Genomic DNA, 13,940 nt, shown 5'->3' on the forward strand with positions numbered 1-13,940 from the left:
CACTTGCCTAAGTATCTTTTGACTACGATAAGAGAGCAGAAGTGAAACAAGTTCATGTAGCAGTGGGTGTCGTTTGTAGAAACGACACCTTTTTTGTTTGTAAGCGCTCGGTGGAACAACATCAGGGCGGTAAGTGGGAATTTCCCGGTGGTAAGGTTGAAGCTCATGAAAGCGTCGAGGAGGCACTCACGCGTGAGCTAATGGAGGAAATTGGTATTCAGCTAAGCTCATCCGAAAACCTTATCGAAATCGCACATGACTATGGTGATAAGCGAGTATTATTATCTGTGCTGATAGTAGATGCGTTTACAGGCGAACCCTATGGAAAAGAAGGCCAAGACAGTCAATGGGTAGATTTATCTGGCTTGGCAAGCCTAGATTTCCCTGAGGCGAACCAGGCAATTATTCAAGCGCTTGTTGAGAGAGCCCAATCGTAAACTCAATTTTAATATTCAAACACTGAGTGGAGTCTGTCATGGTAAAGAGGAATGCGGCTATCGCGTCGCTCATCGTTGGTTTATTGCTAAGTGCCCTAGCTTACTTGTTTTACGCTAACTCTCAAACCTACTTATCTACCGCGAAACAGGCCACTGGGTTTGTTACTGAAGTGCAAGCATTCACTGAAAAAGACGAGTTGTCTTATAAGGTCTATGTTACGTTTGACTCAGAAACGAGAAAAGACGTGCGCTTCGTTTTCGACATTGTGAAAGACAAAGACGCATTTACGGTAGGTCAGAGTATCGACTTAGTCTATAGCCCACATGTTAACGAAACCGCCGTCGAGACCTCACTTTTCGACTTATGGGGTTTCGCTATCTTGTTCGCTAGCATTGGCTTTATCAGCTTACTCGCTGGCCTCTTTCTGTTGTTTTCCAGGCATTCTGAACAGTAAGCTATAAAGCACGGGCACAACGCCCAGCGTTAGCAACGAGCCAATACCAAGTCCAAAAGCTAAGGCAGAGGCCATGCCAAAAAACAGCGCATCTTGGCTAATAATTAACGGTAACAAACCTAATATGGTGGTGACTGTCGACATGACGATCGGGCGTAGTCTGCGCATACATGCCTCTACCAAGGCTTCATACTGATCGTCCTGCTCTTTCCTTTCTATATCAATGCGGTCTATCAAAACGATGGCATTATTCACAATAATACCAGCCAAAGCATATAAACCTAGGATGACCATAAAGCCAAAGTTAGCTTGCACCGTGAGCAAACCAAGCACTGCGCCAATGAGAATAAGGGGAACAGTTAAGATCACGATGCCAGCCCGGCGTAAGGAGTTGAACTGTGCTATTAATACCAGCATAACAACAGCCAAGCATAAGGGGAGGTTAGCATTTAGTGAGGCTTGAGATTCTTTTGAATCTTTAACTACACCGTCAAATTCAAGGCGATGAGCTGGAGGTAGCTTGGCTCTAATTTCGTCAAACTGTGATTCAAGTAGCGGAACCATATCTTCTGCGGTCATGTACAAGTTTTTAGCTTCGATAGTCACGGTTCTGAATAGATTCTCTCGAGCAATGCGCGCATATTGCGGGGTAAAACGAATATCGGCTACTTGCTCTAAAGGCACGTTAATATTGCGTTGTGCAGAATACACATTAATGTCATAAATACGACTCAAATCGAAACGGTCTTGTGCTTCACCACGGATCAGGATCGGGATAAGATCGTCACCTTCTCTAAACTCAGAAATAACACGACCAGAAAAGAAAGTTTCTAATGATCTCGCGATATCGGCTGAAGTGAGACCTGCTCTTTTTGCTCTAGCTTGGTCAATTTGCACATCAAGCTGAATCACCTTATTTTCCCAGTCATTCTTAATTTCAACAGTACCGTCTAGCTGTCTAAATATCTCCTGAATTTCAAGTGCAGTTTTATAGATGAAGTCTTTGTCTGGACCAATTACCTGCACATCAATTTTATTAGAATCGCTCGGACCTAAGAACATCTTGGTCACGCGCGCATTCACTTGAGGAAAGTGTTCAGCGAAGTCTTCACGAAGTTTCGCAATGATTTCATCTTGGTAACGCCTATCACTTAAATTCAGCATGATGAAAGACTTGCTGGCTTCGGGTGTGATTGGTGTGAGCGATAAAACAAAACGAGGCCCGCCAAAACCACCGTACGCAGCATAATTATCTACATGAGAATAACGCTCTTTATTATCCAATTTCGTGAACACGTCATTCAATACGGCTTCCGTTTCTCGCATCGATGAACCTGCAGGCAGATCAATATACGCGAGTACTTGTGCTCGGTCTGAGTCAGGGAAGAACTTAACGGGAACGGTGCTCATCGCCGCCCCGGCACCAATAAAGAGCAGCACCGATAATATGATGGTGAATGCCCGATACTTCAGAACAAAATGCAGAATACTTTTATACGCGGGATTAAGTAAATCAAAGAAGCTAGCGACTTTGGCTTGCAAAACATTTGGCTTTTTAGTCCCTTTGTCCCTGATAAATAAATAACACAGAAAAGGAGTGACCATTAAGGATAATAACCAAGATGTGAACAAGGAATAGATAATGACAATAGACACCGAACGTGTGTATTCACCTGAGTCACTTTCAGCCAACATTAATGGCAGAAATACCAACATGGTTGTTGCCGAAGAGGTTAATAAAGGTATCGCTAAGGAACTGCCGATATTCGACACAATGTCTCTGCGCTTTTCACCATTCTCCAAACGCTTCTTGAAGTCTTCTGCAACTACTATCCCATTATCGACGAGTAAACCCAATGATATGATTAAGGTTGCTAAACTCATGCGTTCTAGGGCCATACCGCTGAAGTTCAATATGGCTAGCACAATTAATACGACGGCAGGAACGATAGCACCAACGATGATCCCAATACGAAAACCTAAAAACAAGATAACCACCCCAAGGACGATTGCGAGGGTTTGAATCACGTTCATGGATACACCATCGACAGCAGCATTCACCTGGTCTGCTTGCCGGGTGATCACATTTAAGTAGATGCCGGCTGGCATCTGCTGTTCAAGCTCCTTAATCATGGCTTCAAGCCGAGGACTGAATTCAGTGACGCTGTAGGTGTTATTCTTTGCTACCGCAAGCACAATTGCTCTCTTGCCATTAAAATAAGCGGTTTGAAAAGCTGGGTCTTGAGTTGTTCGGTATACTTTTGCAATATCTTCAAGGTGAATGGTACTGGTTGAGTTGGGTAGGGTGAAAATGACTTCGCGCAAAGATTGGATATTAGAGAAGTCACCGCTAGGCACTACATTAAAACTCTTTCCACTTAAGTTGATGGTGCCGCCAGAACGCAGCACATTCTGCTGTTGCAATGTATCTATCAACTGATTTGGTGACAGCCCTAGTTGCGCCGCTTTCACATCAGATACTTCAATCACGATGTTTTCTTGTTGCGCGCCCAGAATATCGACTGATTGGGTGCCCTCTACGGTATACATCATGTCCCGAGCATGTTGCGCCATGTCAAACATATCGCCCATGGAAATACCATCATCGGCCTGCAGGGCAACCGTCAAAATAGCAACGTCACCAAAATTATCATTGATGATATGATCTTGCGTGCCGTCAGGAAGTTGATTTTGAACTTTATCTAATTCATTTCTTACCTTGTCCCATATTTGGTCTAGGTCAAAAAAGCGGTCATATAAGTCAACATAGACAACGGAAGTTCCCTGCATCGAAATAGACCGAATCTCTTCAACTTCATCAACATTACGCACGCCTTCTTCCACCGTCTTGGTGACAAGCAGTTCTATCTTTTCAGCGGGCATACCGGGGAAGTTAGTCGTAATCACCGCTTCACGGATTTTTATTGAAGGGTCTTCCTGCGCAGGCAATGTAAAATAGGAAATGCCACCAAAAATCATCAGTGATAAGACTAGAGTCATAATAAGTCGGTTGTATTTCAAACCAATGTCGGAGAGATTTAACATACAGCTATCCCTTATTGGTTATATATACGGGTTTCGGTCTCAACTACGGAAACGCGTTGTTTGTCGCGCAGGAAGTCTAAACCAGTGCGCACAATGCGTTGTTCTGCTCGCAAGGGCGTTTGGACCTGAATACGGATCACTGCGCTATCAGACTTTAATTCCATAATATCGATAAGTGTTTTATGCACTTTTAAGTCATTGGCTTGGTTCTCTGTCGGCTCAATGAGATAAATAAACGATTCTTTCCCATCGGTACTAAAAGCACTGAGCGGAATGTCAAAAAGCGCTTCATTGTCATAATCAGATTTTACTTGCAGTATCAGTTCAGCCGACATGCCGGGATAAAACCCTTGATGATTTTCATCAAAGGTAACCGTGATAGGAAACGCATTGGCTACAGACGCTTGTGCGCCAATTTCGCTCAATGTTGCAGGGAAGCTTTGCTTAGTATCGATTGATGGTACCACAACGCGCACTTTATCAAATAAACTCACTTTACCAATTAGGCCTTCTGGGATGGCGGCACTGACTTCAAGCTTCGCATTGCCTTGAATACTTAATACAGATGAGCCAGCTACAATTTGTTGCGATGGTTCAACCATTCTCGCAGAGACTCTGCCCGCATAAGGAGCATGCAGTTTTGTATCTGAGAGGTTTTCCTTGGATAGGGCTAAAGCACTGCGTGCTACTTCTACTCGTTGCTGTGCAATGTCGTAGCTGGCTTTTGCATTATCTAAAGCGGCCTGGGCCACTAAACCTTGCTTTCTTAGCGTATTATTTCTCTCGAAGGTTTGTTTAGCATCAGTGAGCGCCGCTTCAGCCTCACCTAAGTTGCTTTCATTTTGTTTAACCGCTAGCACATAGACAGCAGTGTCCAACTCAGCTAATAACTGACCCTGTTCAAATGATTGGCCTAGATCGACATGCATTTTGGCAACAACCCCAGTAACCTCAAATGATATTGATACAGCATCGGCGGCCTGAATCGTTCCGGTTAAGTGTCTTTTACGTCCCTCAGAGGCGGGCACTAAAACAGTTGACCATACTTTTTTTCCAGCAGGCACATCTTCACCAGCCGATGTCGACTCGCTAGCGTCGGTCTCAGATTTGCTACATGCCGATAACACCATCACCAGAATGACCACTACACCGAAACCCATTTTAATTTGCATGACTACGCCTTTTATCATCTCCAAGCAGGAAAATAGAGCCTTCTCGGACAAATTTATAAACCAACATTTGCACTTTCTAAAAGTGTACTGTACTGTACAGTACCATCTATTTTGATGAATGTCATGAGAATCAAAAATTTTAATCACAAGCTCCTATTGGGGTTCTTAAAAGAGGAAGAAGCGTGAATGAGCAGTAGAACAGCGCAAAGTAGAATTTTAGAGACCGCACGCACACTATTTCTTCAGCATGGGGTTGCTGCGGTCACTACTGATATGCTGGCTAAAGCCGCTAAAACTTCAAAGATGACACTGTATAAGTATTTTCCGAATAAAGATGAGTTGCTTGAGGCTGTGGTCGAAAAGGAAGTGGCTAGAATTTATGAGCCTACAAGGGTCGAAATTAATAATCGTCAAGATTTTAAAAAGGTTTTACACTCTTTCTGCACTAATCTCTTAGATATTATCTTTGACCCGCAAATTGTGCGTTTTGACCAGTTAATGATCAGTCAGGCGCTAAGCAATCAAGAGATGTCGAAAGCACACTACAACCGCTGTTATTTACCTACAATAAAAGAGCTTGTTCGTTTAATAAGCGTTGGAAAGAAGCAGGGTTATATTACGAAAAAACAATCATCGAATGTGCTAGCAGACATTGTTATTTCGTCAATTTCTGGCTTAACTTACACCCGAGGCTTGATGGGATTTCAAATCGATAACGAAGATGTTGGTGTGAAAGTCAAACAGGTATTGGATACGCTGTTCGACATTTAGATTAAATCCGAGTGAGCTTGGCTAAAGCGAACGCGATATTAAGGTGATAGTAAGCTGCCTCTCCAATAAAATGTGGGTATACAGCATCTTCACCCTCCCATAATATTTCTTGATGTTCAAAGCTCAGAAACGCAGGTGAGCCGTTACTCAGTTTATGAAAGTCTTTCCAATGGAGATCCGGGTGAATCATCGCCGTTTTGTTGTTTTCATCGTCAAGTGGAAACATCACTTCTTCGCTTAAGCGAAAAGCGTCAACTTCAGGATTCTCAACATTACCGGCCTGAGTGTTCCATGTTTCACAAAATGCCAAGATAAGACGTGTCATTTCTTCTGTTTGCAAATAAGCGTCTGGGCATAGTACCCCTTGAGCTTGTGGTCCCACTTCAATCATCAGGCCGCGTTTGCCCACCGTGCACAAATAGGCATGCTGTTTCATTGGACATTGGTCCTCAATGAGGATTATCGCTTCAGGCATATTGATTTTAACAAAGCGAGCCAACTGAGTATGGAAAGCATCGCTTTCTAATATAATGAGCGTTGGGCCCATATTGCTTGTCGTGTTATGAATATCAATGATTAAATCAATGCTGGATTCGTGTTTTGGGCCGTACTTAGTATTAAACTCAATTGCCAATTGATGCTCTAAACTCTCACCGGCGAGCCAAGATAACTTCTCTTGACTGAATTGACGGTTGAGGTCTTCTTCAACATAACGCGTGCGTTTGGCCACTGCCATTTTGTTCACTATTAAGGTGTCTATACTCAATGTTGTCGGGTTTGCAAAAACCTTCTCAGCAATTGACGGCTGTCGCTTGATATTGTTTAGCAGTTCAATGCCGGACAATTCATTGCCATGCGTACCAGCGGTAATGAGTACTTTTGAGATCGGTTCAAAAGGAGATGAGTTCATAGTGATGATGGGCTGCTCTTAATTATTGAAAAAGTCTTTTTCTTGTTTAGCGATCATAGCTTCGATATCTTCAATATCGATTTCTGGTACCGGAGCTTCAGCATCTTTATTGGCTCCGCTTGGAATTGCATTTTCTTCGTTTGCCCATTGACCTAAATCGATCAATTGGCATCTTTTCGAACAGAAGGGACGGAACTGGTTGTCGCTTACCCATTCGACGGTTTTCTTACAAGTGGGGCAATTTACGTTCATGCTTACTCTTTTTTATTGCTACTGATGGTTGGTTAACAGCGGACGTTATTTTTATAATAATAGTTTTTATCACTAACAACACGCAATTTCAAAATTGATATTATCGCTTACGCTACCCGAAGAACCTTCTTCCGGAACTAAGTGCATAAATCGAATGCCGTAGCGATATTTATTGCCGCTCAGTACAGGGTAATAGCCCTCGCTATTGGCACATCTAAGGCGAATTAAATCAATTTTATCGGTTACCACGCCTTGATAAAAGCCGTTGTTTGCAACGACCTGTTCGTATTGATTCCGCTCTCTCAAAAATTGCATGAGTAAGGTGATATTTTGGCGAACTAGACCGAGTTGCTGCACCCACATGTGAATATCTTTCTCGCGGACTGCTTTGGCTTGTTTCAACCAGCAAAATAAGTGAGGCAAATCAAAGCTCATGGCGCCACCAGGAATTGAGAAACGCTGGCGTATACTTGCTAAAAAACGGTCATCTTTTAAGCTTGAGCCGAGCTTATTAGTGCGCTTTAACTCGGATAGCAATTGGTGCAGTTTTTTTAGCGTCTGTTCTAAGGCTGCGCTGTCGATGTTGGGATGCTTTGACCAATGGACAAGGTTTTTTTCATGCACATCAATATCGCGAATGAAATCAGTTCGGATATCGAGTCTTTCAAGAAGGTCGAGCAAGGTAAAAAGCACGTCAAAAAAATAAAGGCTTTCATATTCACTATCGAATTCAGAGGTGTGATCGAGTTGCTTAAAAAGCTGTTCTAATCGCAAATAATTTCTCACCTTTTCACAAAGTGGGAATTCGTAAATTGCGATTGGCATTCAGGTCTCCTTTAAGCTCGATGTCCGTTTAGACAGAGTTTACAGGTTTTTGTTCATAATGTTTAGACAATGTTGCTCGAGAAAGAATGTATTTTGCATTGTCTATTATGCAATTGGACAATGCCGAGATACTCAGTATGACCTTTGCAAGCGTGTTAATAGGCCAGTTGCAGATAGTATTCGTGCAACTGTTTGACTTGTTCCTCTAAACGATAGATATCTTTGTCATTATAGATAATGTCATGGGCGACTTTGAGTCGTTGTTCACGAGTCGCTTGGGATTGCATAATGCCCTCGATGACAGACTTACTGCTGTTGTCACGAGCCATGGCTCGCATCAACTGTAATTGTTCGTCAATATCGACTACTAAGGTTCTATCAACAATTTCATCCAACTTATTTTCAATCAATAAGGGGACGCTTAAAATACAGTAGCGTGATTTTGCTTGTGCAGTTTGTGCCAGCATTTGCTCACGGATCATTGGATGTAGGAGGGCATTCAACCAAGCTTTGTCTTCTGGCTGAGAAAATACGATTTCGCGCAAAGCTGGTCGGTTAAGTTCGCCGTTTTTCAGCAGTATTTTGTCGCCAAATCTGGCAGCGATTGCTTGTAACCCTTTTGACCCTAGCGCAACAACGTCACGTGCAATCACATCGGCATCGATAATATCAATCCCCAGATCTGCAAACATATTACTGACAGTCGTTTTACCTGAGGCGATGCCGCCAGTTAATCCGATAATTAGCGAACTCATATTTAGTCTGTCCCTGTTAGCCTAAATTCTACTTACGTAGACTATATTACCGTGTGCCCTAATTACCTAGCAATGATTCTCTTGTTGCTGCCTTAGTTTTGGCCTTGCGAATTATACAAAACTCGATAAGTACCAATCTGCAATCGCATCACCATATAGCATGGTTAACCATCCTGCGGCAGCGAGATAAGGGCCAAAAGGAATTGCAAGATTGCCATCTTTGCGTTTGATGAACATTAAGCTAATGCCCACAATCGCACCGACAACAGAGGATAGTAGAATGACGATAGGCAAGTGTTGCCAACCAACAAAAGCACCGATGGCGGCGAGTAATTTAAAATCGCCGTATCCCATGCCTTCTTTACCGGTGAGTAATTTAAAACCCCAATACACTGACCATAAACTCAAATAACCGACCATTGCGCCTATGATTGCATCTACGGGGCTGATGGTTGATTCAAAACAACTAATGCCTAAAGCTACCCACAACATCAATAGAGTGAGTGAGTCAGGTAAGAGCATTTTATCTAAGTCGATAAAAGTCATTGCCACTAATAACCATGTAGCAAAGATAAAGGCAAATGCGGTTAAGCCCCAGCCCAGTTGAAATGCAACTAAAGCGGAAAGGACTGCGGTTAGCAGTTCTACAGCCGGATACCTCGCTGATATTGGCGTTTTGCATCCACTACACTTTCGGCCAAGTGCAAGCCAACTAATTACCGGGATATTTTCCCAAGCGCGGATTTTGTGCTTGCAGTTCGGGCAAGTTGAATCTGGTTTGATAAGGTTGAAAGTGGCTTGTTGACTAGGCTCTTTATCTGGGTTTTGCGTGAGTTCTATATCGCGTTGCCATTCTCGCTCCATCATAATAGGGAGGCGATAAATAACGACGTTCAGGAAACTGCCAACCAGTAGGCTCACAATAAAGGTGCACACAATGAATGCTGTAGGTGAGTCGGCAATCAATTGAATGATAGCAATATTTTCCATGAATAAATTCCAGATAGTAAATGATTTGTGCCAGTTTTAGGTAGTTGCTCTGACGGGCTTCTAAACAGTATATCGCCTGTGCAGTGCACTTACATTAAGGATTTTTATATTGTGAGTGTAATGGTTTGGTCGAAAATAAAAAACCAGCACAAGTGCTGGTTTTTAGATTCCAAATTTGTGACTTATACCACGTTACCCATTTCGAATATGGGCAAGTACATTGCCACAATCAGACCACCGATGACCACGCCAAGTACCGCCATGATCATAGGCTCAAGTAGGCTGGTTAAGCCGTCGACCATATCGTCAACTTCCGCTTCATAAATGGTAGCAATTTTATCTAGCATGCTGTCAACCGAACCAGATTCTTCACCGATGGCTATCATTTGCGTCACCATATCGGGGAAGATATTTGTTGCTCGCATCGCGACGTTCATTTGTAAACCGCCCGCTACTTCTTTTTTCACGAATAAAATCGCATCACGAAAAACTGCATTACCCGACGCGCCAGCAGCAGAGTCAAGTGCACCAATTAAAGGAACACCTGCAGCAAAAGTAGTTGACAGTGTACGTGTGAATCTAGCAACCGCTGCTTTTCTCAAAATCTCACCAATGACAGGGATCTTCAGAATCATTTTGTCGACTTTATCTCTTAGGTCAATTGACTTCGAGTGGGCTTTCTTAAAGAGTACTGCGCCAATAACAACCGCGACTCCGACGAAGGGGCCATAGTCTCGCATCATGCCCGATAGACCAATTACCATCTGGGTAAATGCAGGTAATTCAGCGCCAAAACCATTAAAAATTTCTTCAAACTGCGGTACCACAAATATCAATAGAATGGTGGTTACGATAAATGCCACGACCAAAACGGCGATAGGATAAAACATCGCTTTTTTGATTTTCGATTTCAGCGCTTCTGCTTTTTCTTTGTATAGTGCTATTCGATCATAAATCGTTTCTAGTGCACCGGATTGTTCGCCGGTCTCAACCAGGTCACAGTATAAATCATCAAATTTGTCAGGATGCTTACGTAAAGCGGAAGATAAGGGGTTACCTGATTTAACCTCATTGCCAATACTGTTCAGCAATTCACGCATAGAAGGATTGGCATGGCCTTGGGCAATCATGTCAATACTTTGAATAAGGGTAACACCTGCGCCAAGCATGGTCGCTAGCTGACGGGATAATACAGCAATGTCTTGTGCGGTGATTTTTTGCTTGCCACCAAACAAAGGTTTGGCAACTTTTTTTACTTTTGTGGCTGAGACACCTTGTCTACGAAGTAAGTTTTTTGCTTCATGAAGCGAGCCTGCGGTAATTTCACCTTTACCAGACTTTCCGCCCTTGGTAGTGCCAACCCAAGTGAATGTTTCTGCTGTTTTCGCCATGGTAATCTCTACTTGTGGAGTGTTGAGACAAAAAAGCCCAGTTAAACTGGGCTTTGAAACTTAGTTACTAGCCTTTGATTAGCAAAGAGTAGTTGGGTTACAGGTTGATACCCAAGTCACTTTACCGTTCGCATATGTTGCGTCTAGTAAGAATGTAGCTGGAGTTGAACCGTCTGCTTGGTAAATTTTAGAATTTACAGAAGCCGTCGCAGTGATGTCACCGTCAGTAGTTGTCATTAGTACACTGTCATTTGTCACGCCAGCACCGCCAGAAACGATGTTAGCAGGGATGCCTTCAGCACCACCGTCACAATCTGTGATTGCGCCATTGATTTGAGCACATACTTCAACAGCTGATTTTGCTGCTGCAGTTGCATTCGTTACTTCAGTGAACTTCGCTTTCTCTGTGTAACCTTGGTAAGCTGGTAACGCGATAGCTGCAAGAATACCGATGATTGCTACAACGATCATTAGTTCGATTAGTGTAAAGCCTTTTTGAGCTGAATTTTTCATGTTAAATCTCCGAGCGTGGTCAACGCGTTTTAAATATTTGTTTATGATTAGTTAAAAAGGTAAGTGCGGTAATTGCTTACCTCCTTAACCTCGAGACCAAGTATAAGAGGAGAGATTCATATGTGAAGTATGCAGGGGCATACTCAAGTCTTTGTTCCTACACATCCAAATATACCTAACAGTGACATGAGGGTATTTTGAGGAGCCTTAACTATAGGTGATTAACGATAAATCTATCGCGTTAACGTGCTTAGTTAATGCCCCTGAAGATATATAATCCACGCCTGTTGCAGCCAATTCTTGTAGTCTTTCAATCGTAATATTGCCAGACACTTCTAGCTTACATCTTTGTGCATTAATAAGAACTGCTTCTTCGATCAGTTTTGTTGAAAAATTATCTAACATGATGGTGTTGACACCCGAATTTATCGCTTGACGAAGTTCATCAAGATTTTCAACTTCCACTTCAATTGGTAGGCCCGGGTACATCGATTTTGCTTTGGAGACCGCATTCTCTATACCTTTGCATGCATCAATATGGTTTTCTTTAATGAGGAATGCGTCGTAAAGACCCATTCGATGATTGACACCGCCTGCGCATGCAACCGCATACTTTTGTGCTTGACGCATTCCTGGTAGGGTCTTACGAGTATCTAAGAGCTTGGTTTTACTGTGTTTTATTGCGTCAACATATAAAGCTGTTGTGGTTGCAGTTGCGCTTAAGGTCTGCAAAAAATTCAAAGCGCTGCGCTCAGCTGTCAAGATGCTTCTTGCGTTTCCAAGAATGTTAACTAAGGTTTGGTCGCATTCTACGCGCTCACCATCTTTGCATAGCCACTCTAATTGCACAGAGGGGTTAACTTGTCTGAATACTTCATTTGCCCATTCTACACCACATATTACAGCTGGCTCACGGGTGATGATTTTTGCTTGCATCTGTGTGTCTGCATCAATCAACATTGCAGTAATATCGTTTTGAGCATCAATTTTCCCGCCTAAATCTTCTAGCAGAGCATCGGTAACTTGGCGTGGAATATCGATTTGAAATTGTTTAATCAGTGACATATGGCTTCTTTTATTCTTTTTTTGGATGCGTTAAGCGGGTTATTGACGTAAATAATCAGACTACAATGTGGAATATTACTTGTTTCATCTTTATAAAGGAATATAAGTGCGCACTTTCTTGTTAAACATCTTGGCACTTATTTACTTGGCTCATATACTTACTTTAGTTCTGCTGATAATAGTTGTCCAATAACGCAAGGATATCCAATGACACTGATTTCACTTTTGATTGTAATGGCACTTGAAAGGGTGACTTCTAAAGCACCCGAATGGCACGTTCATGCTCTAGTTGGCCACTATATTCAGTTCTTGCAATCGCGCTCATGGTTTAGTCAAACTGCTTCCTTATTAAATGTATTGCTAATAATAGCGGCTCCCGCGGTGCTATTAATACTGATCGATCACTTAATCAATAATGGTTTCTTCACTTTTTTGCTACAGCTACTCACCTTGTGGGTTTGTCTAGGCTGTCCTATTACCCGTAAAAATTACAAGCGCTATTTACAAGCGGCGACAAGAAAAGATTTTGAGGCTTGTTCCTTACACAGTATTTCATTGGGAAATGAAGACGGCGATCTCACCAAAGTAGGTCGGCAACTCGTATTTATTAATTATCGCCAGTACGCTGCAGTTATCATTGCCTTTGTCATTTTCGGCGTGCCTGGTGTCGTGTTTTATTCAATTGCAAAAGAACTCCAAATATTCATGCATAAAATGAGTTCGTGTAACCCAGATAACATGCTTGAAGAAATTGACGACGAAGTGTTGGGCGAATGCAAAAAGGATAACGCTGAACTCGCAATCGATAAAGTGATGCATGTGATTGATTGGGTACCCGTTCGCTTAACAGGTTTAGGTTTCTTAATTGTGGGTCACTTCTCACGCGCACTTTCATTATGGCTTCCTTTATTGGTAGATACTAAAACCACATCTAAAGATGTTTTGGTGAGCGTTGCTGTTGCCGCTGAAGAAGTGGAACCTGATACACAAAACTGTATTGATGAACCGTGTATTTTAGTGAGGCTGGTAAAGCGAAATGTGATGTTTATGTTGGTGGGAGTATCCTTGCTCACAATGGTCGGAGCAGTCGCATAAACAGCATTTTGTTTCTATCATTGTAGAATTATATAAAAGCAAAAGTTCATGAATAACAATGACTTTTGCTTTTTTTTTGCCTGCAAGTTACACATTTAAAAAGCGTTAGCGTAAATAAAAATAGGCACTCAACAGTCTATTAGTTGCGACAGTACTTGTTCAAATGCAAAAAGTTGCTTACACTAGTTTGGTTAATTGGTATTACCATTGAGTGTTTAGTAACATTTTTATTTACATATCAATTCAACAAAACACGACTAAATT

14 protein-coding genes are annotated in these 13,940 nt (G+C 42.3%); 4 read left to right on the forward strand and 10 right to left on the reverse strand.

The window, feature by feature from the left end; genetic code table 11:
- The first annotated feature begins 41 nt into the window (after window positions 1–41).
- Window positions 42–437, forward strand: a complete 396-nt coding sequence (gene mutT, locus RM544_RS12010; RefSeq protein ID WP_311362030.1) for an 8-oxo-dGTP diphosphatase MutT — start codon at window positions 42–44, stop codon at window positions 435–437.
- 38 nt (window positions 438–475) lie between these two features.
- A complete protein-coding gene (locus RM544_RS12015) occupies window positions 476–892 on the forward strand; it encodes a DUF3592 domain-containing protein (protein ID WP_311362031.1) in 417 nt (138 codons plus the stop codon).
- Here the strand turns inward: RM544_RS12015 and RM544_RS12020 are convergent.
- Complete coding sequence (locus RM544_RS12020; protein WP_311362032.1) at window positions 845–3,937, reverse strand: efflux RND transporter permease subunit; 3,093 nt, start codon at window positions 3,935–3,937, stop codon at window positions 845–847. The genes RM544_RS12015 and RM544_RS12020 overlap by 48 nt on opposite strands.
- Window positions 3,938–3,948: 11 nt before the next feature.
- Entirely contained in the window at window positions 3,949–5,109 is a 1,161-nt protein-coding gene (locus RM544_RS12025; RefSeq protein ID WP_311362033.1) for an efflux RND transporter periplasmic adaptor subunit, read from the reverse strand.
- 186 nt (window positions 5,110–5,295) lie between these two features.
- On the opposite strand from RM544_RS12025, the gene RM544_RS12030 reads away from it, so the two are divergent.
- A complete protein-coding gene (locus RM544_RS12030; protein ID WP_311362034.1) occupies window positions 5,296–5,880 on the forward strand; it encodes a TetR/AcrR family transcriptional regulator in 585 nt (194 codons plus the stop codon).
- Window position 5,881: 1 nt separating this feature from the next.
- On the opposite strand, the gene RM544_RS12035 is transcribed toward RM544_RS12030, so the two are convergent.
- The 8 genes from RM544_RS12035 to nadC form a co-directional block, all read right to left on the reverse strand.
- Window positions 5,882–6,790 (reverse strand): aspartoacylase, encoded by a 909-nt coding sequence (locus RM544_RS12035; RefSeq protein ID WP_311362035.1) that lies wholly within the window; start codon window positions 6,788–6,790, stop codon window positions 5,882–5,884.
- An 18-nt stretch (window positions 6,791–6,808) separates the two neighbouring features.
- Complete coding sequence (yacG, locus tag RM544_RS12040; protein WP_311362036.1) at window positions 6,809–7,042, reverse strand: DNA gyrase inhibitor YacG; 234 nt, start codon at window positions 7,040–7,042, stop codon at window positions 6,809–6,811.
- Between the two features lie 72 nt (window positions 7,043–7,114).
- Window positions 7,115–7,867 (reverse strand): cell division protein ZapD, encoded by a 753-nt coding sequence (gene zapD, locus RM544_RS12045; RefSeq protein WP_311362037.1) that lies wholly within the window; start codon window positions 7,865–7,867, stop codon window positions 7,115–7,117.
- Between the two features lie 155 nt (window positions 7,868–8,022).
- The gene (coaE, locus tag RM544_RS12050; RefSeq protein ID WP_311362038.1) at window positions 8,023–8,622 is read right to left on the reverse strand and encodes a dephospho-CoA kinase; all 600 of its coding nucleotides are present in this window, start codon (window positions 8,620–8,622) and stop codon (window positions 8,023–8,025) included.
- 111 nt (window positions 8,623–8,733) lie between these two features.
- Entirely contained in the window at window positions 8,734–9,612 is an 879-nt protein-coding gene (locus RM544_RS12055; protein ID WP_311362039.1) for a prepilin peptidase, read from the reverse strand.
- Window positions 9,613–9,794: 182 nt separating this feature from the next.
- Window positions 9,795–11,003, reverse strand: a complete 1,209-nt coding sequence (locus RM544_RS12060; RefSeq protein ID WP_311362040.1) for a type II secretion system F family protein — start codon at window positions 11,001–11,003, stop codon at window positions 9,795–9,797.
- A 78-nt stretch (window positions 11,004–11,081) separates the two neighbouring features.
- Complete coding sequence (locus RM544_RS12065; protein ID WP_311362041.1) at window positions 11,082–11,516, reverse strand: pilin; 435 nt, start codon at window positions 11,514–11,516, stop codon at window positions 11,082–11,084.
- Between the two features lie 207 nt (window positions 11,517–11,723).
- A complete protein-coding gene (nadC, locus tag RM544_RS12070; RefSeq protein ID WP_311362042.1) occupies window positions 11,724–12,581 on the reverse strand; it encodes a carboxylating nicotinate-nucleotide diphosphorylase in 858 nt (285 codons plus the stop codon).
- Between the two features lie 207 nt (window positions 12,582–12,788).
- Here nadC and ampE point away from each other — a divergent pair, with 207 nt between their 5' ends.
- Window positions 12,789–13,676: a beta-lactamase regulator AmpE gene (gene ampE / locus RM544_RS12075; RefSeq protein ID WP_311362043.1), complete on the forward strand. Its 888-nt coding sequence runs from the start codon at window positions 12,789–12,791 to the stop codon at window positions 13,674–13,676.
- Window positions 13,677–13,940: the final 264 nt, after the last annotated feature.

The organism is Brumicola blandensis (genome assembly GCF_031846165.1).
GTDB classification, from domain to species: Bacteria; Pseudomonadota; Gammaproteobacteria; order Enterobacterales; family Alteromonadaceae; genus Glaciecola; species Glaciecola blandensis.

Bases quoted from the DNA above. Each gene is read 5' to 3' on its own strand.
- RM544_RS12015 (WP_311362031.1), top strand. From the start codon at position 476: ATGGTAAAGAGGAATGCGGCTATCGCGTCGCTCATCGTTGGTTTATTG.
- RM544_RS12020 (WP_311362032.1), bottom strand. From the start codon at position 3,937: ATGTTAAATCTCTCCGACATTGGTTTGAAATACAACCGACTTATTATG.
- RM544_RS12025 (WP_311362033.1), bottom strand. From the start codon at position 5,109: ATGCAAATTAAAATGGGTTTCGGTGTAGTGGTCATTCTGGTGATGGTG.
- RM544_RS12030 (WP_311362034.1), top strand. From the start codon at position 5,296: ATGAGCAGTAGAACAGCGCAAAGTAGAATTTTAGAGACCGCACGCACA.
- RM544_RS12035 (WP_311362035.1), bottom strand. From the start codon at position 6,790: ATGAACTCATCTCCTTTTGAACCGATCTCAAAAGTACTCATTACCGCT.
- yacG (WP_311362036.1), bottom strand. From the start codon at position 7,042: ATGAACGTAAATTGCCCCACTTGTAAGAAAACCGTCGAATGGGTAAGC.
- zapD (WP_311362037.1), bottom strand. From the start codon at position 7,867: ATGCCAATCGCAATTTACGAATTCCCACTTTGTGAAAAGGTGAGAAAT.
- coaE (WP_311362038.1), bottom strand. From the start codon at position 8,622: ATGAGTTCGCTAATTATCGGATTAACTGGCGGCATCGCCTCAGGTAAA.
- RM544_RS12055 (WP_311362039.1), bottom strand. From the start codon at position 9,612: ATGGAAAATATTGCTATCATTCAATTGATTGCCGACTCACCTACAGCA.
- RM544_RS12060 (WP_311362040.1), bottom strand. From the start codon at position 11,003: ATGGCGAAAACAGCAGAAACATTCACTTGGGTTGGCACTACCAAGGGC.
- RM544_RS12065 (WP_311362041.1), bottom strand. From the start codon at position 11,516: ATGAAAAATTCAGCTCAAAAAGGCTTTACACTAATCGAACTAATGATC.
- nadC (WP_311362042.1), bottom strand. From the start codon at position 12,581: ATGTCACTGATTAAACAATTTCAAATCGATATTCCACGCCAAGTTACC.
- ampE (WP_311362043.1), top strand. From the start codon at position 12,789: ATGACACTGATTTCACTTTTGATTGTAATGGCACTTGAAAGGGTGACT.